18 protein-coding genes are annotated in these 22881 nt (G+C 68.0%); 12 read left to right on the top strand and 6 right to left on the bottom strand.

Annotated features, from left to right (window positions below; translation table 11 throughout):
- Positions 1 to 95: 95 nt before the first annotated feature.
- From mfd to ACEN98_RS29475, 6 genes are all read left to right on the top strand, one after another.
- Positions 96 to 3545 (top strand): transcription-repair coupling factor, encoded by a 3450-nt coding sequence (gene mfd / locus ACEN98_RS29500; protein ID WP_413388383.1) that lies wholly within the window; start codon positions 96 to 98, stop codon positions 3543 to 3545.
- Positions 3546 to 3567: 22 nt separating this feature from the next.
- Positions 3568 to 4416, top strand: a complete 849-nt coding sequence (gene serB / locus ACEN98_RS29495; RefSeq protein ID WP_413388382.1) for a phosphoserine phosphatase SerB — start codon at positions 3568 to 3570, stop codon at positions 4414 to 4416.
- 82 nt (positions 4417 to 4498) lie between these two features.
- Positions 4499 to 5722 (top strand): SGNH/GDSL hydrolase family protein, encoded by a 1224-nt coding sequence (locus ACEN98_RS29490; protein ID WP_413388380.1) that lies wholly within the window; start codon positions 4499 to 4501, stop codon positions 5720 to 5722.
- 31 nt (positions 5723 to 5753) lie between these two features.
- Entirely contained in the window at positions 5754 to 6173 is a 420-nt protein-coding gene (locus ACEN98_RS29485; RefSeq protein WP_413388379.1) for a hypothetical protein, read from the top strand.
- The gene (locus tag ACEN98_RS29480) at positions 6170 to 6403 is read left to right on the top strand and encodes a hypothetical protein (protein WP_413388378.1); all 234 of its coding nucleotides are present in this window, start codon (positions 6170 to 6172) and stop codon (positions 6401 to 6403) included. Before ACEN98_RS29485 ends, ACEN98_RS29480 begins: the two co-directional genes overlap by 4 nt.
- A gap of 329 nt (positions 6404 to 6732) precedes the next feature.
- The gene (locus ACEN98_RS29475; RefSeq protein WP_413388377.1) at positions 6733 to 9219 is read left to right on the top strand and encodes a TonB-dependent receptor plug domain-containing protein; all 2487 of its coding nucleotides are present in this window, start codon (positions 6733 to 6735) and stop codon (positions 9217 to 9219) included.
- Here the strand turns inward: ACEN98_RS29475 and ACEN98_RS29470 are convergent.
- The 3 genes from ACEN98_RS29470 to ACEN98_RS29460 form a co-directional block, all read right to left on the bottom strand.
- A complete protein-coding gene (locus ACEN98_RS29470; RefSeq protein WP_413388376.1) occupies positions 9176 to 10165 on the bottom strand; it encodes a ThuA domain-containing protein in 990 nt (329 codons plus the stop codon). The genes ACEN98_RS29475 and ACEN98_RS29470 overlap by 44 nt on opposite strands.
- Positions 10165 to 11148 carry an aldo/keto reductase gene (locus ACEN98_RS29465; protein ID WP_413346258.1) on the bottom strand — a complete coding sequence of 328 codons (984 nt, stop codon included), beginning with the start codon at positions 11146 to 11148 and terminating at the stop codon, positions 10165 to 10167. Before ACEN98_RS29465 ends, ACEN98_RS29470 begins: the two co-directional genes overlap by 1 nt.
- A 126-nt stretch (positions 11149 to 11274) precedes the next feature.
- Positions 11275 to 12168, bottom strand: a complete 894-nt coding sequence (locus tag ACEN98_RS29460) for an EamA family transporter (RefSeq protein ID WP_413388375.1) — start codon at positions 12166 to 12168, stop codon at positions 11275 to 11277.
- Between the two features lie 181 nt (positions 12169 to 12349).
- Between ACEN98_RS29460 and ACEN98_RS29455 the strand changes: the two genes are divergently transcribed.
- From ACEN98_RS29455 to ACEN98_RS29435, 5 genes are all read left to right on the top strand, one after another.
- Positions 12350 to 12757, top strand: a complete 408-nt coding sequence (locus tag ACEN98_RS29455; protein ID WP_413388374.1) for a hypothetical protein — start codon at positions 12350 to 12352, stop codon at positions 12755 to 12757.
- Positions 12758 to 12981: 224 nt separating this feature from the next.
- Entirely contained in the window at positions 12982 to 14139 is a 1158-nt protein-coding gene (locus tag ACEN98_RS29450; protein WP_413343036.1) for an ABC transporter substrate-binding protein, read from the top strand.
- A 120-nt stretch (positions 14140 to 14259) separates the two neighbouring features.
- Entirely contained in the window at positions 14260 to 15150 is an 891-nt protein-coding gene (locus ACEN98_RS29445) for a branched-chain amino acid ABC transporter permease (RefSeq protein ID WP_056131728.1), read from the top strand.
- The gene (locus tag ACEN98_RS29440) at positions 15147 to 17093 is read left to right on the top strand and encodes an ABC transporter permease subunit (protein ID WP_413343033.1); all 1947 of its coding nucleotides are present in this window, start codon (positions 15147 to 15149) and stop codon (positions 17091 to 17093) included. Before ACEN98_RS29445 ends, ACEN98_RS29440 begins: the two co-directional genes overlap by 4 nt.
- 9 nt (positions 17094 to 17102) lie before the next feature.
- Entirely contained in the window at positions 17103 to 17825 is a 723-nt protein-coding gene (locus ACEN98_RS29435; RefSeq protein WP_413343032.1) for an ABC transporter ATP-binding protein, read from the top strand.
- On the opposite strand, the gene ACEN98_RS29430 is transcribed toward ACEN98_RS29435, so the two are convergent.
- Genes ACEN98_RS29430 through ACEN98_RS29420 form a run of 3 tightly spaced genes read right to left on the bottom strand, consistent with a single transcriptional unit; the run spans position 17804 to position 21506 of the window.
- Positions 17804 to 18970 carry an aminotransferase class V-fold PLP-dependent enzyme gene (locus ACEN98_RS29430; RefSeq protein WP_413343030.1) on the bottom strand — a complete coding sequence of 389 codons (1167 nt, stop codon included), beginning with the start codon at positions 18968 to 18970 and terminating at the stop codon, positions 17804 to 17806. The genes ACEN98_RS29435 and ACEN98_RS29430 overlap by 22 nt on opposite strands.
- Positions 18971 to 19019: 49 nt before the next feature.
- Positions 19020 to 20159, bottom strand: coding sequence for a glycerate kinase (locus tag ACEN98_RS29425; RefSeq protein ID WP_413388373.1), 1140 nt, complete (start codon positions 20157 to 20159; stop codon positions 19020 to 19022).
- Positions 20160 to 20168: 9 nt separating this feature from the next.
- Positions 20169 to 21506: an MFS transporter gene (locus ACEN98_RS29420; RefSeq protein WP_413388372.1), complete on the bottom strand. Its 1338-nt coding sequence runs from the start codon at positions 21504 to 21506 to the stop codon at positions 20169 to 20171.
- A gap of 210 nt (positions 21507 to 21716) precedes the next feature.
- Here ACEN98_RS29420 and ACEN98_RS29415 point away from each other — a divergent pair, with 210 nt between their 5' ends.
- A complete protein-coding gene (locus tag ACEN98_RS29415; RefSeq protein ID WP_413388371.1) occupies positions 21717 to 22865 on the top strand; it encodes a sugar diacid recognition domain-containing protein in 1149 nt (382 codons plus the stop codon).
- Positions 22866 to 22881: the final 16 nt, after the last annotated feature.

The raw sequence follows: 22881 nt of genomic DNA, 5'->3' as shown, positions 1-22881 counted from the left end.
CCGGACGACTCCGGCCAACCCGGCACGAGGGCGGCCCGCACGTTGTTCGACTATAATGGACGCTCGTCCTGACGAACCCGAACAGCACCGCGTCAATGCCCTTCGATCTCACCAAACACCTTCCCAAGCCCGGAACCCGTTTCGCCCTGCCCCAGCTGCATGGCTCGGCCGATGCCTATGCGCTCGCCGTCGCCGCCCTTGCGCTGAAAGCCAGGAAGCAGATGCTGACCGTGATCGTCGCGAATGCCAGCGACGGCCAGCGCCTGCTCGATGAAATTCCCTGGTTCGCGGAAGGCAAGCTGTCCTGCCACCTGTTGCCGGACTGGGAAACGCTCCCGTACGACGCGTTCTCGCCGCACCAGGACCTCGTATCCGAACGCCTCGCCACGCTGCACGAAGTCCGCAACGGCCAGTGCGACGTGCTCGTCGTGCCCGCGACTACCGCGCTGGTGCGCCTCGCGCCGCCGTCGTTCCTGGCCGCCTACACATTCTTCTTCCGCCAGGGCGAAAGCCTGGACGAAGCGAAGCTGAAAGCGCAGCTGACATTGGCCGGCTACACACACGTCACGCAGGTGATGTCGCCGGGCGAATACTCGGTGCGTGGCGGCCTGATCGACCTGTTCCCGATGGGTTCCGCGCTGCCGTACCGCCTGGACCTGTTCGGCGACGAGATCGAGACGATCCGCACCTTCGACGCCGACACCCAGCGCTCGCTGTATCCCGTGAAGGAAGTGCGCCTGCTGCCGGGCCGCGAATTCCCGATGGACGAGCAATCGCGCAGCGCCTTCCGCGGCCGCTGGCGCGAACGCTTCGAAGGCGATCCGTCGCGGTCGACGATCTACAAGGACATCGGCAACGGCATCGCGTCGGCCGGCATCGAATACTACCTGCCGCTGTTCTTCGACGAGACGGCCACGCTGTTCGACTACCTGCCGGACGAAACGAGCCTCGCCCTCGTCGGCGACATCGAGGCGGCCATCCAGCGCTTCTGGCTCGATACCGAATCGCGCTACAAATTCCTCAAGAGCGACCGCGATCGCCCGATCCTGGAACCGAAGGAGATCTTCCTCGGCGCCGAGGATTTCTTCGTGCAGGCCAAGCCGCACGGCCGCTGGGCCATCGCGCGCGACCCGTCGGCGGGCGCTTCCGAGCTCTCCGCAGCGGTCCCCGACATCGCCGTCAACCGCCGCCTCGACGATCCGCTCGCGAACCTGCGCTCGTACCTGATGCAGGCCGCGGGCAAGCGCGTGATGATCTGCGCGGAGTCGGCCGGCCGGCGCGAGACCCTGCAGCAGTACTTCAGCGAGTACAAGCTGGACCTCGCATCGATCGAAGGCTTCGACGGCCTGCGCGCGACGGCGGCGAAGGTGGTGCTGGGCGTCGCGCCGCTGCAGGCGGGCTTCGAGCTGATGGAAGAAGGCGCCGGCCATCTCGTGTTCATCACGGAGACGGAGCTGTACGCGGGCACCGGGCGGCGCGCGGGCAAGAAGAAGCAGGAAGCTGGCTCGCAGGTCGAGTCGATGGTGCGCGACCTGTCGGAGCTGAAGATCGGCGATCCCGTCGTGCACATCAATCACGGCATCGGCCGCTACCTGGGCCTCGTCAGCATGGACCTGGGCGAAGGCGAGACGGAATTCCTGCACCTGGAATACGCTAAAGAATCCAGGCTCTATGTGCCGGTGTCGCAGCTGCACGTGATCTCGCGCTATTCGGGCGCCTCGCCCGACGACGCGCCGCTGCACACGCTCGGCTCGGGCCAGTGGGACAAGGCGAAGAGAAAAGCCGCGGAACAGGTGCGCGACACGGCGGCCGAGCTGCTGAACCTGTACGCCCGCCGCGCCGCGCGCCAGGGGCATTCGTTCGAATACTCGGCCACGGACTACGAGAACTTCGCGCAAAGCTTCGGCTTCGACGAGACGCCGGACCAGCGCGCCGCCATCGCCGCCGTCATCCAGGACATGACGTCGGGCCGGCCGATGGACCGCCTCGTGTGCGGCGACGTCGGCTTCGGCAAGACCGAGGTTGCCCTGCGCGCCGCGTTCATCGCCGTCATGGGCGGCAAGCAGGTCGCGATCCTCGCGCCGACCACGCTGCTCGCGGAACAGCACGCGCAGACGTTCTCCGACCGCTTCGCCGACTGGCCCGTGCGCATCGCCGAACTGTCGCGCTTCCGCACCGGCAAGGAAATCAACAACGCGATCAAGGGCATGGCCGACGGCACCGTCGACATCGTGATCGGCACGCACAAGCTGCTGTCGCCGGACGTGAAGTTCACGCGCCTCGGTCTCGTCATCATCGACGAGGAACACCGTTTCGGCGTGCGCCAGAAGGAAGCGCTGAAGGCCCTCCGGGCGGAAGTCGACGTGCTCACGCTGACCGCGACGCCGATCCCGCGCACGCTGGGCATGGCGCTGGAAGGCCTGCGCGACTTTTCCGTCATCGCGACGGCACCCCAGAAGCGCCTCGCGATCAAGACGTTCGTGCGCGGCGAGGACGGCTCCGTCATCCGCGAGGCGTGCCTGCGCGAACTGAAACGGGGCGGCCAGATCTACTTCCTGCACAACGAAGTCGAGACGATCGAGAACCGCCTCGCGATGCTGCGCGAACTGCTGCCGGAAGCGCGCATCGCCGTCGCGCACGGCCAGATGCACGAGCGCGACCTGGAAAAGGTGATGCGCGATTTCGTCGCCCAGCGCTACAACATCCTGCTGTGCACGACGATCATCGAGACCGGCATCGACGTGCCGACGGCGAACACGATCATCATGCACCGCGCCGACAAGTTCGGCCTCGCCCAGCTGCACCAGCTGCGCGGACGCGTCGGCCGCTCGCACCACCAGGCCTATGCCTACCTGCTCGTGAACGACGTGCTGGGGCTCTCGAAGCAGGCGCAGCGCCGCCTGGATGCGATCCAGCAGATGGAAGAACTGGGCAGCGGCTTCTATCTCGCCATGCACGACCTGGAAATCCGCGGCGCCGGCGAAGTGCTGGGCGAGAACCAGTCGGGCGAGATGCTGGAAATCGGCTTCCAGCTGTACTCCGACATGCTGAACGAAGCGGTGAAGGCGCTGAAGGCCGGCCGCGAACCGGACATGAGCGCGCCGCTGTCGTCGACGACGGAGATCAACCTGCACGTGCCGGCCCTGCTCCCGGCGGATTTCTGCGGCGACGTGCACGAGCGCCTGTCGATCTACAAACGCCTCGCGAACTGCGAGGAGCAGGGCCGCATCGACGACATGCAGGAAGAACTCATCGACCGCTTCGGCAAGCTGCCCGATGCCGTGAAGGCGCTGATCGAGACGCACCGCCTGCGCATCGCGGCGAAGTCCGTCGGCATCGTCAAGATCGACGCGCATGCGGATGCCGCCAGCCTGCAGTTCATGGAGAAGCCGCCGATCGACCCGATCAGGATCATCACGCTGATCCAGAAGAACCGCCACGTCAAGCTGGCCGGCCAGGACAAGCTGCGCATCACGGCCAACATGCCGGACCTGGCCGCGCGCGTGAACCAGGTCAAGCAGACCATCAAACAACTCCTCGCTTAAATAGCTTAAAGCAAACCAAATCATGTTCAAGAAGCTCGTCCTCCAGGGCCCGAACGCCGACCAGGCCGCACTCGCACAGATCGCCGCCATCGTCCGTCCGGCACGCACCACCGAAGTCCACGCGCACGCGCTCCGCTGCGACGGGTTCGACTTCACGCCGGAACTGAAAGCGCAAGTCGAGGCGGCCGCCCACGCCGCCGGCGTCGACGCGACGTTCGTCGACGCGAACCTGACCTTGGCCGATTTCAGGCTGGTCGCGATGGACATGGATTCCACCCTGATCACCATCGAATGCATCGACGAGATCGCGGACATGCAGGGCCTCAAGCCCCAGGTCTCCGCGATCACGGAAGCCGCGATGCGCGGCGAACTGGATTTCTCGGAAAGCCTCACGCGCCGCGTCGCGCTGCTGGAAGGGTTGCCGGTCGATGCGCTCGAGCGCGTGTACGAAGAACGCCTGCGCATCTCGCTGGGCGGCGAAGCGATGCTGCAGGCCGTGCAGGCCGCGGGCCTCAGGACGCTGCTCGTCTCGGGCGGTTTTACCTTCTTCACCGAACGCCTCAAGACCCGCCTGGGCCTCGACTACACCCACGCGAACGTGCTGGAAGCGGCCGGCGGCGTGCTGACCGGCAAAGTCGTCGGCGGGATCGTCGACGCGGAGGAAAAGAAGCGCACCGTCGAACGCGTGTGCGCCGAGCTGGGCATCGCCACGAAGCAGGCGATCGTCATGGGCGACGGCGCCAACGACCTCAAGATGATGGGCGTATCCGGCCTGTCCGTTGCCTTCCGCGCCAAGCCCGTGGTGCGCGCGCAGGCCGACGTGGCGCTGAATGTCACGGGCCTCGACGGCCTGCTGGCCGTCCTCGCCTGACGCCTCTCCTGATCTGGCGCAAGGGCTATGCGGTGTGCATGTGTAGATTGATGGGGTCCGCTCGTCGATCACGGAGCCCGCGATGCCGTCACGCCGCACATTTCTCCACGCCTTGCCGGCACTGGCCGGCTGCCTGACGCTGCCGGCCATCGGTGCCGACACCTGGTGCGCCACGTGGGGCACGGCGCCGGCCGGGCCGCCGCCGTCCGCCAGCCTGCAGACGTTCAGCAACCAGACGCTGCGCCTGATCGTGCACACGAGCATCCCCGGCAACCGCGTGCGCGTGCGGCTGTCCAACGAAATGGGCAGCGGGCCTTTGCGCATCGGCGCCGCGCACATCGGCCTCCGATCCAGTGGCGCCAGCCTCGTCGCGGGCAGCGGGCGCGACCTGACGTTCGGCGGATCGCCGTCCGCCACCGTCGCACCGGGCGACCCACTGGTCTCCGACCCCGTCGACTTCGCCGTGCCCGCGCTGGCCGACCTGGCCGTCAGCCTCTGGCTGCCGGGCAGCACGCAGGCGGCGTCGATCCACGACCTCGCGCTGCAGACGAACTACGTGTCCGCCGCCGGCAATTACGCGGGCGCGAACACCCTGCCCGTGCAGCGCACGCTGGCCTCGTGGCCGTTCCTGACCGAAGTCGACGTGACGAGTGCCGCCGGCACGCCGTCCGCCATCGTGGCCCTGGGCGATTCGCTGACGGATGGCGTGCGCAGCACGAGCAACGCCAACCGCCGCTGGACCGACTACCTGGCGCGCCGCCTGCGCACCGAAACCCTGCCCGGCAGCCCGCCCATCGCCGTCGTCAACCGGGGCATCAGCGCGAATTCGCTGCTGACGGACTATCCGACGGCGCTGCTGTCCGGCCGCGACGCACTGGAACGCTTCGACCGCGACGTGCTGGCCACGGCCGGCGCGCGCTGGCTGTTCGTCCTCATCGGCATCAACGACATCCTCTATAGTTCTGCGTCAAGTCCCATCCCCGCGGAATCCCTGCAAGCGGGCTGGCTGCAACTGATCGCGCGGGCGCGCACGCGCGGCATGCAGGTCATCGGCGCCACCTTGCTGCCGTACGAAGGCCATCCGTATTTCACGACGGCGCGCGATGCCGTGCGTCAGCGCGCCAACGCATGGATCCGGACGTCCGGCGCCTGGGATGCCGTGGCGGACTTCGATGCCGTGCTGCGCGATCCGGGCCGTCCCACCCGGCTGCTGCCGGCCTACGACGGCGGGGATCACCTGCATCCGAACGATCTCGGCTACGAAGCCGTGGCGAAAGCGATACCGTTGGGCTGGTTCGGTGTATAGTTTGCTTGTGGCAACAATTCAGGTGAATATCATGGCCATCTCTTCCATCTCGTCGACGACCACCTCGACGGCAAACACGTCCGTGACGACGAAACCGCCCGAGACGGCGACGCAGGATCCGGCGACCCGCGTGACCTTATCGAACCTGTCCGAACAGGCAAGCATCGTCGCGACACTCGGCAACCGCGACAACGGCGTCCAGACGTATGACGCGGCGGGCCTGCTGAACGCGGTCGCGCAGGCCGGCATGGCGCAGGCGGGCACGGCGGCGCCGGCGTCGACCGATCCCGCCGCATCCGTGGACACGTCCGCGGAATCCAGCACATCCGTGGCGGCCGCCGTGCCGGGCGACTGGGGCACGATCCTGAAATCGAATCCCGCGTTGACGAGCGTCGCGGTCGAGGACGCCGTCGCGCAGGGCATCGTCAACACGATCAATGTCTACGTGTGACCGCTACATGGACTGCGCGTCATGCTTGTAACGGCGGCGACCTCACGAGCGCCAGGGCGCTCGCGAAGCTGCGCGACGACCGCAGGGAAGCCAGCGGCGAAACGCAGGAAGCGCATCATCGCCGCGCCCACCGGACGCAAGCCGGCGGCGCAGAGTCGCTGACCTGCAGCGCGTCCGCAACGACCGCGCCCACCCCAGCTCCGGGCTCCACCACCGACGTATCGGCCTGACCGTCCACCTTGGCCCGGCATGCCGCCGGGCCCGTCTCGCACTAACAAACCAGCAACTTTGTGACATTCCGCGTATATGCATATCCGGAATTCTCATGCTCGCCAACGGCCTTTGCGTGGCCGGCAATGCCGCATCCTCCCCAGAATAGCCGCATTTCGTCTATCACAACAAGCAAGATTGCCCTTGATGCATCAATTTCACAACAGTATAGACAAGTGACGATTGTGAATACGGCTGGGCGCTCGTTACACTGCGTCACGCCTGGCCGGCATCCAACCCGGTGCGGTTGGGCGTTCTCACAACAACAACCATCGACGAGAGAATAAGGATGACCCAACTCCGCGCCGTACCCGTCTTTACCCGCACTTTGCTTGCTTCCTCGCTGTTCCTGGCCTTCTCTCCCGCCTGGTCTCAAGAGACCCCCGCCACTGCGCCGCAGGCACAGCCGGCCGCCGACAACGGCATGGCGTCCGTCGTGGTGCTGGGCTCGCGCTCGACCGCGCGCACGGCGCTGGACTCGGCCGCGCCGGTCGGCCTGATCGGCGCCAAGGACATGGCGATGGCCGGTCCGGTGGAACTGGGCAAGCTGCTGCAGACGCTCGACCCGTCCTTCAACTTCTCGACCACGTTCATCAGCGACGGCACGGACATCATCCGCCCCGCCACCCTGCGCTCGCTGGGCCCCGACCAGCTGCTCGTGCTCGTGAACGGCAAGCGCCGCCACCAGCAGGCGCTCGTCAACGTGCAGCAGACCATCGGCCGCGGCTCGGCCGGTACGGACATCAACGCGATCCCGATGTCGGCGATCCAGCGCATCGAGGTGCTGCGCGACGGCGCCGCCGCGCAGTACGGTTCCGACGCGATCGCCGGCGTGATCAACATCGTGCTGAAGAACCAGACCAACGAAACGCAGCTGTCCGGCACCGTCGGCGGCACGACCGAGGGCGGCGGCGAGCTGCGCCAGGGCAGCGTCAACAAGGGCTGGACGATCGGCGACGGCGGCTACATCAACCTGACGGCCGAGGCCCGCCACCGCGGCGAAACCAACCGCGCGGGCGTGGACTCCCTCCGGGTCGACCCGCCGCGCGTCACCCAGCGCATCGGCGACAGCCTCGCGAAAGACAAGTACTTCTGGTGGAACTCGGCCGTGCCGGTGTCGAGCCAGGGCGAGTTCTACACGTTCGGCGGCGTGTCGCACCGCACGGGCGATTCGGCCGGTTTCTTCCGCTCCGCGGGCGACGGCCGCAACGTGCCCGCCGTCTACCCGAACGGCTTCCTGCCGAACATCCGCACCACCGTCAAGGACGCGTCGCTGGCCGTCGGCTACCGCCGCGACCTGGCCAACGACTGGAAGGTCGACGTCTCCCTGAACCACGGCCGCAGCGAACTGGATTTCCATGAAAAGAGCACGATCAACGTCAGCTACTGGTTCGAACCGAAACCGGGCGGCGGCATCTACGCCGAATCGCCGCTGGAAGCCGATACCGGCAAGCTGAAATTCAAGCAGACGACGTTCAACGCCGACCTGCGCGGCCCGCTGGACGTCCTGGGCAGGACGATCAACTTCGCGACGGGCTTCGAATGGCGCCGCGACGGCTATGCGATCGACGCCGGCGACCCGGTCTCGTACCAGTACGGCCGCACGAACAATCCGGCCATCGTGATCAAGGACCAGACGGGCGGCGCGGCCGCGTCGGGCACGCAGGGCTTCCCCGGCTACACGCCCGCTACCGCCGTCGACGATGCACGCCACAACATCGCGCTGTACGCCGACGCCGAATACAACATCACGCCGCAGCTGCTGGTCGGCGCCGCCGCGCGCTGGGAAAAATACTCGGACTTCGGCAGCACGACGACCGGCAAGCTGTCGCTGCGCTATGACCCGAGCCGCCAGGTGGGCTTCCGCGGCACCTTGTCGACCGGCTTCCGCGCACCGAGCGTGCAGCAGAAGTTCTACAGCTCCGTGTCGACGAACCTGAATGGCGCCGGCGTGCTGACCGAGACGCTGACCGCGCGCGAAGGCAGCGCCGTCACCAAGGCCTTCGGCATCCCGAACCTGAAGGAAGAAACGTCGAAGAACGGCAGCGTGGGCATCATCCTGCGTCCGGCCTCGAACTTCTCGGTCACCGCCGACCTGTGGCGCATCGACATCGACAACCGCATCGTGTTCTCGTCGAACATCGCACCGGAATCGGGTGCGTGCGCGACGGCCGCCGCGTGCCCGATCAAGGCGATCCTCGATCCGCTCAAGGTCGGCCAGGCGCAGTTCTTCACGAACGCGATCGACACCGAAACGAAGGGCCTGGACATCGTCGCCGAGCACACGACGCGCTGGCCGGCCACGACGCTCGTGCTGTCCGCGCAGCTGGACTTCAACCGCACGTCGGTGACGGGCCGCCATTCGGATTCGCCGGTGCTGACGGGCGCCCAGCTGTTCGACGATTCGCAGGTGACGCTGATCGAACGGGGCCAGCCGCGCCAGCACCACGTGCTCGCGGCCGACCTGACGCACGGCCAGTGGAACGGCAACGTGCGCGCCAACTGGTATGGCGAAGTGCAGGGCCAGGGCTTCACCGCCCCGTTCGTGCAGACCTGGGACGGCAAGTGGATCGTGGACGCCACCGTGCGCTACAACTTCTCGAAGTCGACCAGCCTGACCGTCGGTTCGAACAACATCTTCAACACGTTCCCGACCAAGTGGGACCCGGTCAAGGCCGCGCCGTTCCCGCAACTGGGCTTCACCTACTGCTGGGAGACCTGCCCGTTCGGCATCAACGGCCGTTCGTGGTCGGCCCGCCTGGACGTGGCCCTGTAAGCGCGGGACGCGGGCGCGCGTCGTCTCCGGACAGGCGCAGCGCCCAGCGGATCGCCTCCGTGTACATGCGCGCCACATCGGGATCGTCGAAGGCTTCCTTCGCGTGGCCGATCGTGGACGCGAACACCCGTCCCTGGCCGTACTGCCTGATCCACGCGACGGGGACGTCGCGGTCGGGCGGCAGTTGCTCCGGGATGCGCGTCATGTCCAGCCGCTCGCCGTCCATGCTGAGCAGGACTTCCGAGTCGGCGCGCGAGAAATTCTTCACGACATAGAGTTCGTCCTGGCGGATCCAGCGGGCCGGCAGGAACGACGTCATCGGGGTATCGCGGTTCTCGGTCCGCAGCGGGAACGGGAACAGCGGCCACGCGTGGTTGTTGAATGGATGGGAAACGAACACGCCGCCCACCATCTCCACATAATCCTTCCAGCCGGCATTCGCGTCGACGCCGCCGTGGATCGCGACCAGGCCCCCGCCCGCGCGCACGAAGTCGAGCAACGCGGCTTTCTGCGCGGCGTCCAGGCCCCAGTCGCCGGTCGCGCTGACGACGACGATCGCATCGAAGTCGCGCAGGCCCACGGGCTGGAAGCCGGCCGTCATCGGCTGGCCGCCGCGCCCGTTGACGAGGCTGAATTCCGTGCGCATCTCGGTGTCCCACAGATGCGTCGCACGGCCCCAGTTGTAGACGGCGGCCATGCCGGCCGGGATCGAATCGTGATGCCAGCCGCGCGCGCCGCCCAGCACCAGCACGTGCTTGGGCGACGGCGAGCGCATCCCGGGCGGCACCGGGGACGCCGGCGCCGCGCCCGGCGGCGGAGGCGTGACGGCGATGGGGCCCGCGTTGGCGGGCGGTCCGGCCCAGGTGCCGTTCGATACGGTTTGGGCGGATGCGCCGCCCATCGTTGCGGCCAGGACGAGCGCGGCCAGCGCACCGGCGCGCACCATCAGTACGGCCCCCGGATGAAGTCGCGCACGTGGGCGCGGTAGACGCCCGCGAGCTTCCCGTGCAGGTCCGCCGGCAGCGGCCGCACTGCCGCAGCGTCCACGTTGGCCCGCACCTGCTCCGGGCGGCTCGCACCGGGGATCACCACCGACACCTGCGGGTGGTCGAGGATCCAGCGCAGCGCCATCTGCGCCATCGTCATCCCGGCCGGCACCAGCGCCGCCACCTGCTCCGTGGCCGCGATGCCGCGCTCCAGTTCCAGTCCGGCGAACGTCTCGCCCACGTTGAACATCGCGCCGTCGCGGTTGAAATTGCGGTGGTCGTCGTCGCGGAACGTCGTCGCCCGCGTGATCTTCCCGCCCAGCAGGCCGCTCGCGAGCGGCAGGCGCACGACGATGCCGACCTTCTGCTCCGCCGCGCGCGGGAACAGTTCCTCGGCCGGCTTCTGGCGGAAGACGTTGAAGATCACCTGCAGCGACGTGAGGCCGTCCTGCGCCAGGCAGATCAGGCCCTCTTCGACCGACTCCACGCTGGCACCCCAGCGCTTGATCAGGCCCTCCTGCTGCAGTTCGCGCAGCCAGTCGAACACGTGACCCTGGCGCATCACCTCCGTCGGCACGCAATGCAGCTGCGTGAGGTCCAGCGCGTCCACCCGCAGGCGCTCGAGCGAACGCTGCGTCGCTTCGCGCAGCGACGCGCGCGTGTAGCCGTCCGGGTAGATGCCCGCGCGGCCCAGTTTCGTCGCCACGACGATATCCGGCTCCTTGCGGCCGGCGAGGAAGCGTCCGATCGAACGCTCGCTCGCGCCGTCGCCGTAGACGTCGGCCGTGTCGATGAAGCGCACGCCGGCGTCGATGGCCGCCTGCAAGGTCTGCTGCGCGATGTCGTCGTTCCAGTCGTTGCTCCAGCCGCCGCCCAGCTGCCAGCAGCCCAGGCCGATCTCCGGTACCGTCAGGCCGTCCTGGCCCAGTTGTCGTCGTTGCATGGTCTTCCCTCGGTTGTGGGTGAATTTGGTGCGCTACTCTACCCCAGTTCGTAGGGTGGGCGGCCCTCCGCCCACGCGTGACGCCGGCAAAACGCATACGTCACGCGTGGGCCCGGGGTAACCGCGCTACACCGGCACCGGCGGCTCGGCATCGGCGGGACGGCGGCGCGCGGCCAGGCTGGCACTCGTCGCGGCGCCGATCGACGACGCGACGATCAGCGCGATCGCGAGCCATTGCGACACGTCGAGGTGCTCGCCCAGCAGCACGAGGCCCATCAGCGCGCCGATGGCCGGCTCCGCGCTGAGCAGCGTGCTGAACGTGTTGGCCGGCAGGCGGCGCAGCGCGACCATCTCGAGCGAATACGGGATCGCGCTGGACAGCACGGCGACGGCCACGCCGAACAGCAGCACCGAGGGTTCCAGCAGCGCCGCGCCCGCGTGCGCGATGCCGACCGGCGCCGCGATCAGCGCGCCGAGCACCGTGCCCCAGCTCGACGCGGCCGCGCCATAGGCCGCGCTGGCGCGCTTGCCCGCCAGGATGTACACGGCCCAGCAGGCGCCCGCGCCGAGCGCGAACGCGATGCCGCGCCAGTCGACGGCCGGCGCATTGCCGCCCAGCGGCAGCAGCAGCGCGAGGCCCACGCACGCGAGCGCGATCCAGGCGAAGTCCAGGCGCCGGCGCGACGTCGCCACGGCCACGACGAGCGGCCCCGTGAACTCGACGGCGATCGCGATCCCCAGCGGTACGTACGCCAGGGCCGAATAAAAGCTCAGGTTCATGGCGCCCAGCGACAGGCCGTATTGCAGCAGCGCGCGCCTGTCGCCGCGCGGCTTGAAACGCCACGGCCGGAACACGATCGCGAGGATCACGGCGGCGAAGGTCAGCCGCATCGCGGTGGCGCCGGCCGCGCCGACGACGGGGAACAGGTGCTTGGCGAGCGAGGCGCCCGTCGTCAGCGAGACGAGGGACAACAACAGGGCCGCGTAGGGGAAAATGGACGAACGCGTGAAAGAGGACATCGAAAAGCGGCGTGTAGCGAAACGTGCGACGATATCATCAAACCGGCCCCCTCCGCCGGCGCTACGATGGGATGGGACCGGGTAACGCTCTTTTTCCGGAACATGAACATCTGTAACAGCCTGTAAAACAACAGGCACGCGCCAACGGATTCTTTATAGTTGGCAGGTGAGGAGAACCGCCATGATCAAGCTCGCTATTATCGTTTCCTGCGCCGCCGCCCTGACCGGCTGCGCCACGTATTACCCGGCGCCGGCCAACTACGGCACGCGCGCCTATGCGCAACCCGACGCCAACGGCTGGCAGGTCGTGTCCGTGACGCCGGTGGCGCCCGGGACCGGTGCGGCCGCGGCAGCATCGGGCGACGCCGGCCGCGTGACCTATTCCCCGGCCCCGGCGACCGTCGTGACCCAGCCGGTGTACGTCGCGCCGCCCGTGTACGCGCCCGCGCCGATCTACGCGCCGGCCCCCGTCTATGCCGACCCGCTGTGGTATCCGCCGATCTCGATCGGCCTCGGCTTCAGCTGGAACCACTGGAGCGGCGGCCATCGCGGCGGCTGGGGCCATCGGGGCGGGTGGCGTCACCGCTGACCTCCGCCGTACCGAAAAGGCTGCGCTTCGGCGCAGCTTTTTTTTCGTCCGTACCCCTGCTGCCTGACGCTTTCCTTACGCGTTTGCATGAATGACGCATGTTGCATCGCGTCACATCAATCGATTGCTGTTGTCTGATTGCTATTCTACAATCGGCTCACGATGGGCCCGGCACTGGTCCGCGGCGCCCGGCGTAAAACGAGAATACGACTACGGAGACGACAATGAATTTCAAGGTAAAGGCATTGGTTGCAGGGGTAGTGTTGGGTTTTTCGATGTCGGGCATGGCGGCGGAGCCGGTCAAGATCGGCGTGTCCGGTCCGTTCACGGGCGGGTCGGCGCCGATGGGCGTGTCGATGCGCGATGGCGTCCGTCTCGCCGTCGCTGAAATCAATGCCAAGGGTGGTGTGCTGGGCCGCAAGGTCGAACTGGTCGAACGCGACGACGAAGCGAAGAACGAACGCGGCGTGCAGGTCGCGCAGGAACTCATCAACAAGGAGCGCGTCGTCGCCACCGTCGGCTACATCAACACCGGCGTGGCCCTCGCCTCGCAGCGCTTCTACCAGCAGGCGAAGATCCCCGTGATGAACAACGTGGCCACCGGCTCCATCGTCACGAAGCAGTTCGCGAACCAGCCGCAAAACTACATCTTCCGCAACTCCGCGAACGACACCATCCAGTCCGCGATGATCGTCGAGGAAGCGATCGCGCGCCGCGGTTTCAAGAAGCCCGCGATCCTCGCCGACTCCACCAACTACGGCCAGCTGGGCCGCGAAGACCTCGAGAAGGTGCTCGAGAAGAAGGGCGTGAAGCCGGTCGTCGTCGAGAAGTACAACATCGGCGACGTCGACATGACGGCGCAGCTGCTGCGCGCCAAGCAGGCCGGCGCCGACGTCGTCCTCACCTACGGCATCGGCCCCGAGCTGGCGCAGATCGCCAACGGCATGCAGAAGCTCGGCTGGAAAGTGCCCATCGTCGGCAGCTGGACGCTCGCGATGGCCAACTTCATCGACAACGCGGGCAAGAACGGCGACGGCACCCGCATGCCGCAGACCTTCATCCAGAACCCGGACACGCCGAAGCGCAAGGCGTTCATCGACGCCTACATCAAGGCCTACAACCCGCCGGGCGGCCGCATGCCGTCGGCCGTGTCGGCAGCGCAGGGCTACGATTCCGTGTACCTGCTGGCCGCCGCCATCCAGCAGGCCGGCAGTACCGAAGGACCGAAGATCGCCGCCGCGCTGGAAAACCTCACGCTGCCGGTCGAAGGCGTCGTCACCACCTACAACAAGCCGTACTCGCATGCGGACCACGAGGCCATCAACTTCGAGAACACCAAGTTCGGTGAAGTGAAGGATGGGCGAGTGGTGCAGGCCAAATAACGTCGTCCCCGCGAAGGCGGGGACCCAATTTTGTTTGCGCCGTCGTTACGCACGCAAATTAGGTTCCCGCCTGCGCGGGAACGACGTTACTGGATTCACGCGTCTGCTCCCGGAGGAACCATGGAGATCCTGCTCCAACTCGTCGTGTCCGGCATCGCACTCGGCATGATCTATGCCGTGATCGCGTTCGGCTACCAGCTCACGTTCGCCACGTCCGGCACCCTCAACTTCGGCCAGGGCGAGGCGCTGATGCTCGGCGCGCTCGTCGGCCTGTCGCTCGTCGGCACCATCCACGGCGGGCCTTATCTCGGCTACTGGCTGATGATTCCCATCGTCGTCCTGTTCGGCGCGCTGCAGGGCGTGTTCGTCGAATGGATCGCCGTGCGGCCCGCGATCCGCATCAAGTCGGAATTCGGCTGGATCATGTCGACCATCGCCCTCGCCATCATCTTCAAGAACGTGGCCGAGAACATCTGGGGCAAGGACGTGCTGCCCTTCCCTTCGCCGCTGTCGTCCGAACCGTTCACCGTGCTCGGCGCGAACGTGCAGCCGATGCAGGTCGCCGTGATCGTCGGCGCGCTCGCCATCATGTTCGCCGTCGAGATCTTCAACCGCAAATCCATCTACGGCAAGGCCGTCGTCGCCACCGCGAACGACCGCGACGCGGCGGGCCTCATGGGCATCAACACCGGCATGGTCATCACGTTCTCGTACGCGCTGTCGTCGGCGACGGCCGCCTTCGCCGGCGCCCTCGTCGCGCCGCTGACGCTCACGAGCGCCACGATGGGCGCGTCGCTGGGCCTGAAGGCGTTCGCCGTCGCGATCATCGGCGGGCTGACGTCGGGCATGGGCGCCATCGTCGGCGGCATCATCCTCGGCATCGCGGAGACGGCGACCGGCTTCTACCTGTCGACCGGCTACAAGGAAGTGCCGGGCCTCGTCCTGCTGCTGCTCGTGCTGGCCGTGAAGCCGTCCGGCCTGTTCGGCAAGGCCGCCATCAAGAAGGTATGACGATGAACAAGCTGACCTGGGGCGGCGCGATCGCGGGCATCGCGCTGCTGGCCGCCTTTCCCGTGCTGGTCGGGAACCCGTACTACATCCACCTCGTCGAGACGATCCTGATCTACGCGATCCTGCTGTTCGGCCTCGACATCGTCGTCGGCTACACGGGCCAGGTGTCGCTGGGCCATGCCGGCCTGTTCGGCGTGGGCTCGTACGTGACGGGCGTGCTGGTGATGAAGCTGGGCGCCGCGTGGTGGCTCACGCTCCCCGCCAGCATCGCGGGCGCGGCGCTGTTCGGCGCGATCCTCGCCCTCCCCGCCCTACGGGTGACGGGGCCGTATCTCGCGATGGTGACGCTGGCCTTCGGCACCATCGTGCAAATCCTCATCAACGAGATGACCTTCCTCACCGAAGGCCCGATGGGCATCATGCTGACGAAGCCCAGCGTGGCCGGCCACGAGCTGACGGAAGTCGAGTACTACTATGCCGTGGCCGCGCTGATGATCGTGTCGCTGCTGCTCGTGCACCGGCTGCTGAAATCGCACATCGGCCGCGCGTTCGAGGCCCTTCGGGACAGCCCCATCGCGTCGGACTGCATGGGCGTCTCCGTGTACCGTTATAAAGTGTATGCATTCGTGATCAGCGCCGGCTTCGCGGGCCTCGCGGGCAGCCTCTATGCGTATTCCGAACAATACATCTCGCCCAACACGTACAACTTCGAGCTGACGATCCTGTTCCTGCTCGCCGTGATCATGGGCGGCCGCAAGACCCGCAGCGGCGCGCTGATCGGCGCCGTGATCGTCGTGATGCTGCCGAGCCTCCTGTCCGACATCGACCTGTTCCGCCGCATCGCCGTCGGCGCCGCGATCCTCGCCGTCGTCGTCGCGGGCCTGTTGCTCGCGCGCCGCAAGACGACCGCGCGCCGCGTCATCGTGCCCGTCGTGGCGACGCTGGCGCTGGCCGTCGTCTCCTACAAGCTGCAAAGCATGGTCGACTGGCGCCTCACGATCTTCGGCCTCATGACGCTGTTCGTCGTCTACTACCTGCAGGAGGGCATCGTCGGCTTCCTGCGCGACGTGCTGGGTCGCGGGCGCCAGCATGCGCGCGCGCTGGCCGACCACGGCGGCGATCCTTTTGCAGGCGTCCCGCAGGCGGAAGCCGCCGGCGGCGACCTGCTGAAAGTCGAGCAGGTGCTGATGCAGTTCGGCGGCCTGAAGGCGCTGAACCAGGTCGACCTGACCGTCGCGCGCGGCACCGTGCACGGCCTGATCGGACCGAACGGCTCGGGCAAGAGCACGATGATGAACGTCCTCACCGGCATTTATAAACCGACGGCCGGCCGGGTGGTCTTTGCCGGCAGCGGCATCACGGGCCGCACGCCCGCGCAGATCGCGCTGGGCGGCATCGCGCGGACGTTCCAGAACGTGCAGCTGTTCGGCGAGATGACGGCGACGGAAAACATCCTCGTCGGGCTGCACCACAGCTTCCGCTCGAACGTGTTCGACGCCATGCTGCACACGCCGCGCCGTTTGCGCGAGGAACTGGCCGCACGGGCGCGCGCCGCGGCGATCCTGAGCTTCGTCGGCCTCGCCGACCTGGCGGACGAGGAAGCGCGCAACCTCCCCTACGGCAAGCAGCGCCTGCTGGAGATCGGCCGCGCGCTGGCGCTCGACCCGCGCCTGCTGCTGCTGGACGAACCGGCCGCGGGCCTGACGGCACCGGACATCCGCGAGCTGATGGCCATCATCCGCAAGATCCGCGACCACGGCATCACCATCGTCCTCATCGAGCACCACATGGACGTCGTGATGTCGATCTCGGACACCGTCACCGTGCTGGATTTCGGCCAGAAGATCGCCGAAGGATCGCCGGCGCGCGTGCAGTCCGACCCGCGCGTGATCGAGGCCTACCTGGGCGGTGCCGGCGAACCCGCCGCATCCGCCGCCGTCTGAGGAGACCGCATGCTCACCATCGACAACCTGCACGCGGCCTATGGCAAGGTCGAAGTGCTGCACGGGATCTCGCTCGAGGTCCCGAAGGGCAAGCTCGTCACGCTGATCGGTTCCAACGGGGCCGGCAAGACGACGACCATGCGCGCCATCTCCGGCATGATCAAGCCGCGCGGCGGTAAAGTGACCCTGGCCGGCCGCGACATCACCGGCATGGATTCGCATCGCATCGCGCGCGCGGGCCTCGCCCATTCGCCGGAGGGGCGGCGCGTGTTCGCGACGATGACGGTCACGGACAACCTGCTGCTGGGGGCCTTCCCGCGATTCACGCGCTCGCGGCCGAAAGGCGACGTGCAGCACGACCTGGAGCGGGCACTCGAACTGTTCCCGCGCCTGAAGGAACGCCGCACGCAGCTGGCCGGCACCCTGTCGGGCGGCGAGCAGCAGATGCTGGCGATGGCGCGCGCCGTCATGCTGAATCCGGACGTCGTGCTGCTGGACGAACCGTCGATGGGCCTCGCGCCCATCCTCGTGGACGAAGTCTTCCGTATCATCGCGCGCCTGAAGACGGAAGGCGTCACCATGCTGCTCGTCGAGCAGTTCGCCCAGGCCGCGCTGAACGTGGCCGATTACGGCTATGTGCTGGAGAACGGCAGCATCGCCGTGCACGGCCCCGCCGCGAGCCTGAAGAACGATCCGAAGGTGGTCGCGGCCTACCTGGGCGGCGCCCACTGACGGATCGCATCCGCCAGCGCATCGAGGTCTTCGGGCCCGTTGTACAGGTGCGGCGTCACGCGCACGATCTCGGTGCCGCCGAATTTGCGGATGACGGTGAAGATGCGGTGGTCATCCATCAGCCGCCGCACGACCTCGGCGGCGGGCACGCCGTCGATGCCGAACGCGCCCAGCGCGCCATGCAGGGCCGGATCGCACGGGGTGTACACGCGCACGCCCGGCAGGTCGCGCACCTGGTCCATCCAGCGCCGCGCGAGCCAGCGCAGGCGCGCTTCCTTGTTGCCGGACCCGATCGAGGCGTGGAACGCCAGCGCATCCTCGATCGCCATGACCGGCGCCGGCGGCACGGTGCCGAACGCGCCCAGCTTGTCGATGTCGGTGCGGCCGGACGTCACGTCGCCGTACAGCGGGGCGATGTCCGCGATGCGTTCGCGTGCGATGTACAGCAGGCCCGTGCCCAGCGGCGCGCCGACCCATTTGTGCAGGTTGAACGCGGCGATCTGCGTCCCCAGTTGCGGGATCGTATAGTCCAGTTGCGCGAGCGCGTGCGCGCCGTCGACGATGGGGTCGATGCCACGCTCCCGGGCCAGCGCGCCCAGGCGCGCCACCGGCATGATGCGGCCGGTACGGTGCACGATGTGCGTGATCAGCAGCACGCGGGTGCGTGGCGTGATCGCGTCCGCGTACAGTGCCGCGATCGCGTCTTCGTCTTCCACGTCGTGGGGCACGTCCACCTCGATGACGGTCAGGCCCTTGCGCGCCGCGACCATGCGGACGATGTCGTGGCTGAAGTCGTAGTCGTGGCGCGCCATCAGGATCGCGTCGCCCGGTTCGAACGGATAACCCTGGAACACGATGTTCAAGGACTCGACGGCGCTGCGGGTGATCAAGAGCTCATCGGCCGCGACGCCGGTGAAGCCGGCGAGCAGCGCCTTCACGTGCGCGAGGCGCGCGGGCCAGCGCTCGCGCAGGAAGAACGCGTTCTCGGCATCGACCTCGTCCTGGTAACGCTTGAGCGCCGCGCGCACGGGATCGGCCGGCATGCCGAAGTAGCCGTTCTCCAGGTTGAGGAAGTCGGGCGAGCGCGTGTACTGCGCGCGGATGGTGGACCAGAACGATTCGTCGTCGGGAAGGATGGCGGTCAAGACGGGCTCCTGGCGGGCGTTGTGCAACCGCCATCATAGCCCGCTCCGGTCAATGCTGCAGGCGTCCCCCCAGCGCCAGCGCCGCCGCGAGATTGCGCGCCGCGCGGCGCAGGTTGTCCGCGCCCGCGGCCAGCGCCTCGGCGACGGAACACGGCCGCGCCACCGCGGCGACCACGACCTCGATGCCGTGCGCGTGCACGGCGCCCGCATCGACGGCGAGGCTGCCGCCGATGGCGACGACGGGCTTGCCGTGGCGGCGCGCGACGTTGGCCACGCCCATCGGCGTCTTGCCGTGCACGGTCTGGCCGTCGATGCGGCCCTCTCCCGTCACGACGAGGTCCGCGTCGCGCACGGCCGCATCGAGCCCGACGGCATCGAGCACGATCTCGATTCCGGGTTTCAGCTGCCCTTCGAGGAACACGACCATCGCCGCCGCGATGCCGCCGCCGGCGCCCGCGCCCGGGCTTTGCGCGATATCCTGGCCGAGGTCGCGCCGGATCACGTCGGCGTAATGCGCAAGCGCGGCGTCGAGCTGCGCGACCATTGCCGGCGTTGCGCCCTTCTGCGGGCCGAACACGGCGGACGCGCCGCGCGGGCCGGTGAGCGGGTTGTCGACGTCGCACGCGATCCGGAATTCAGTCGCGCGCACTCGGGGATCGAGCCCGGACGCGTCGATGCGGTCGAGGCGCGCCAGTTCCGCGCCGCCCGGGCCGATGTCCTTGCCGTCGGCATCGAGCAGGCGCACGCCCAGCGCCTGCAGCATGCCGGCGCCACCGTCGTTCGTCGCGCTGCCGCCGACGCCCAGCACGATCCTGCGCGCGCCGGCATCGAGCGCCGCGCAAATGAGTTCACCCGTGCCGCGGCTCGTGGCCGTGCGCGGATCGCGCAGGTCGGGCGGCACCCCTTCCAGGCCGCTGGCCGCCGCCATCTCGATCACGGCGACGCCGCCGGCCTCGCCGTAGAACGCGTCCACCGCCTGGCCCAGCGGTCCGGTCACGCGCACGTCCACGCGCCGGCCGCCCGTCGCGTCGATCATGGCCTGCACGGTGCCTTCGCCGCCGTCGGCCACGGGCACTTTCACGTATGTCGCGTCGGGCCAGACCTCGCGCATGCCGGCCTCGATGGCGTCGGCCACCTGCAGCGCCGTCAGGCTTTCCTTGAACGAATCGGGGGCAATGACGATCTTCATGGGCTCTCCTCAGCGGTTGACCAGGCGCGCCGGCACGGTCATGACCAGCACCGCGCCGACCAGCAGCACGGTCGACAGGATATACAGGGCGACGTCCGTGCTGCCGGTGGCGTCCTTGATCCAGCCGACCAGGAACGGGCTGACGAAGCCGGCCACCTGGCCCAGCGAATTGATCAGGGCGAGGCCGCCGGCCGCGGCGGCGCTGCCCAGGAAGGCGGCGGGCAGCGGCCAGAACATCGGCAGTCCGGTCAGCGCCCCCATCGTGGCGAGCGTGAGCCCGATCATCACGAGCACGACGTTGTGCGAGAAATTCGCGGCCAGCAGCAGGCCGGCGAGCGCCATCGCCATCGGCACGGACAAATGCCAGCGGCGCTCGCGGCGGGCATCGGCCGAGCGGCCCACGATCACCATGAAGATACCCGCGAACAGATACGGCAGGGCGCTCAGCCAGCCGACCGTCGTCGGGTTGTCGAAGCCCAGTGCCTTGATGATCGACGGCAGCCAGAAGTTGATCGCGTACACGCCCATCTGGATGCTGAAATAGATCAGGCCCAGCATCCACACGTGGCCGTTGCGCAGCACGCTGGAGAACGAGTGCACCGCATGGCTGCTGGCGCGGCGGCCCTGCTCGTCGGCGTCGAGCGCCTGCTTCATCGCGGACTTTTCTTCCGGCGTCAGCCAACGGGCATGCCGCAGGCCGTCGGACAGGAAGAACAGCACGGCCACGCCGAGGATCATCGTCGGCAGCCCCTGGAGCAGGAACAGCCACTGCCAGCCGGCCAGGCCGCCCTGGCACGTCGCGAAATGGCTCAGCATCCAGCCCGACAGCGGACCGCCGACCAGGCCGGAGACGGGAATCGCCGACATGAACAGCGCCATCACCTGGCCGCGTTTCTGCGCCGGGAACCAGTTCGTGAAGTAGAACACCATGCCCGGGAAGAACCCGGCCTCGGCGACGCCGGTGAGGAAGCGCAGCGCGTAGAACGAGACGGGGCTCGTGACGAACATCATCGCCGCGGACAGGCCGCCCCACATGATCATCATGGCGGCGATCCAGCGGCGCGCGCCGAGTTTATGCAGGATCAGGTTGCTCGGCACGCCGCTGGTGACGTAGCCGATGAAGAAGATGCCGGCGCCGAGTCCGTACACGGTCTCGCTGAGCTTCAGGGCGTCGAGCATTTCCAGCTTGGCGAAGCCGACGTTGACCCGGTCCAGGTAGTTGAACAGGTAGCAGATGAAGATGAAGGGGATCAGGCGCCAGGTCGCCTTGCGGTAACCGCGCTCGAGGATGGCGGGATCGGCAACGCCCGCCGGCTGGGCCGCGCCCGTGCTCATGCTGTTTCTCATGGTGTCTCCGTGATGTCCGCCATCAGTCGGGGCGGCAGACCGCATTATGACCAAATCGTCACTGCAAGTCCTCGGCACGCGGCACGAGACGCGCGGGCTTCTTGCGCGTGCCGATTGTGCATCTTCACAAAATCGTTCACATAAACACAAGATCGACACGCCCGGCGTTGGCACTTGGCACAGTGACCACGATCGGCTAGAGTGGCTGGCATGCTCGAACTCAGCACCCGCCTCGCCCAGGACATCGTCAGCCGCACCATGCGCATCATCCCGTTCAACGTCAACGTGATGGATGCGCGCGGCGTGATCCTGGCCAGCGGCGACGCCGCCCGGGTCGGGGAGCTGCACGATGGCGCCCTGCTCGCCCTGGCGCGGCGTGCGACGGTCGAGGTGGACGCGGCGTCGGCGCCGCACATGCACGGCGCGCGGCCAGGCATCAACCTGCCGCTCGTCGTGGATGGCCAGATGTGCGGCGCCGTCGGCCTGAGCGGCGCACCCGACGCCGTCCGGCAATTCGGCGAGCTGGTGCGCCTGACGGCCGAGATGATCCTGGAACAGGCCAGCCTGGCCGGCGAACTGCAGCGCGACAGCCGCTATCGCGAGACCTTCGTGCTGAACCTGATCCGGGGGGATGCCGGCGGCCGGCCGGAACTGGAGACCTGGGCGCGGCGCCTGGGCCTGGATTTCGGGCGCGTACAGGCGGTGTTCCTGCTCGAGCTGCGTGCCGGTGCCGCCGACGCCGAACGGACGATCAGCGAGCTCCAGCGCTTGCAACTGGCCCTGCTGGCGCGCCAGCCGGCGCTGCTGTCCGCCACGACCGGCCCATACGACATGGTGATCCTGGATGCGTTCGACCCCGACGCCGCCCCGGTCGACACGGCGGCGCGGCGGCGCCACGCGGCCCTGGTCGCGCTGGTGCGGGAATTGTGCGCCCTGCCCTTCACGCTGACGATGGGACTGGCCGCGCGCGGCGTCGAGGCGGCGGCCGTGTCCTGGCAGAGCGCACGCACCGCCGCGCGCATCGGACGCCGGCGCGACCCGGCGCGCACGGCATGGAGCCATTACGACCTCGCGCTGCCGGTGCTGCTGTCCGGCCTGGACGCCGGCTGGCAGGCGGCGCAGCTGCGCCAGCCGGTCGCGTGCCTGGCCCGCGACCGCAGCGGCGCCACGCTGCGGCGCACGCTGGACGCCTGGTTCGCCCACAACGAAAGCGCGGCCGCCACCGCCGCCGCGCTGCACATCCACCGGAACACCCTGGATTACCGGCTGCGCCGCGTCGAGGAACTGACCGGCCTGCTTCTCGCGCGTGCGGAAGACCGTTTGCTGCTGTACGTGTCGGCCCTGCTAAGCCAGGATTAAGTCAGAAAGCATTGCC

This window comes from Massilia sp. CT11-137 (assembly GCF_047302885.1).
GTDB classification, from domain to species: Bacteria; Pseudomonadota; Gammaproteobacteria; order Burkholderiales; family Burkholderiaceae_D; genus Telluria; species Telluria orientalis.
The sequence above is the reverse complement of the archived record's forward strand: the minus strand, read 5'-3'. Positions and strand labels throughout refer to the sequence as shown.

Bases quoted from the DNA above. Each gene is read 5' to 3' on its own strand.
- ACEN98_RS29425 (WP_413388373.1), bottom strand. From the start codon at position 20,159: ATGAAGATCGTCATTGCCCCCGATTCGTTCAAGGAAAGCCTGACGGCG.
- mfd (WP_413388383.1), top strand. From the start codon at position 96: ATGCCCTTCGATCTCACCAAACACCTTCCCAAGCCCGGAACCCGTTTC.
- ACEN98_RS29450 (WP_413343036.1), top strand. From the start codon at position 12,982: ATGAATTTCAAGGTAAAGGCATTGGTTGCAGGGGTAGTGTTGGGTTTT.
- serB (WP_413388382.1), top strand. From the start codon at position 3,568: ATGTTCAAGAAGCTCGTCCTCCAGGGCCCGAACGCCGACCAGGCCGCA.
- ACEN98_RS29445 (WP_056131728.1), top strand. From the start codon at position 14,260: ATGGAGATCCTGCTCCAACTCGTCGTGTCCGGCATCGCACTCGGCATG.
- ACEN98_RS29485 (WP_413388379.1), top strand. From the start codon at position 5,754: ATGGCCATCTCTTCCATCTCGTCGACGACCACCTCGACGGCAAACACG.
- ACEN98_RS29470 (WP_413388376.1), bottom strand. From the start codon at position 10,165: ATGGTGCGCGCCGGTGCGCTGGCCGCGCTCGTCCTGGCCGCAACGATG.
- ACEN98_RS29440 (WP_413343033.1), top strand. From the start codon at position 15,147: ATGACGATGAACAAGCTGACCTGGGGCGGCGCGATCGCGGGCATCGCG.
- ACEN98_RS29420 (WP_413388372.1), bottom strand. From the start codon at position 21,506: ATGAGAAACAGCATGAGCACGGGCGCGGCCCAGCCGGCGGGCGTTGCC.
- ACEN98_RS29455 (WP_413388374.1), top strand. From the start codon at position 12,350: ATGATCAAGCTCGCTATTATCGTTTCCTGCGCCGCCGCCCTGACCGGC.
- ACEN98_RS29475 (WP_413388377.1), top strand. From the start codon at position 6,733: ATGACCCAACTCCGCGCCGTACCCGTCTTTACCCGCACTTTGCTTGCT.
- ACEN98_RS29490 (WP_413388380.1), top strand. From the start codon at position 4,499: ATGCCGTCACGCCGCACATTTCTCCACGCCTTGCCGGCACTGGCCGGC.
- ACEN98_RS29460 (WP_413388375.1), bottom strand. From the start codon at position 12,168: ATGTCCTCTTTCACGCGTTCGTCCATTTTCCCCTACGCGGCCCTGTTG.
- ACEN98_RS29435 (WP_413343032.1), top strand. From the start codon at position 17,103: ATGCTCACCATCGACAACCTGCACGCGGCCTATGGCAAGGTCGAAGTG.
- ACEN98_RS29465 (WP_413346258.1), bottom strand. From the start codon at position 11,148: ATGCAACGACGACAACTGGGCCAGGACGGCCTGACGGTACCGGAGATC.
- ACEN98_RS29415 (WP_413388371.1), top strand. From the start codon at position 21,717: ATGCTCGAACTCAGCACCCGCCTCGCCCAGGACATCGTCAGCCGCACC.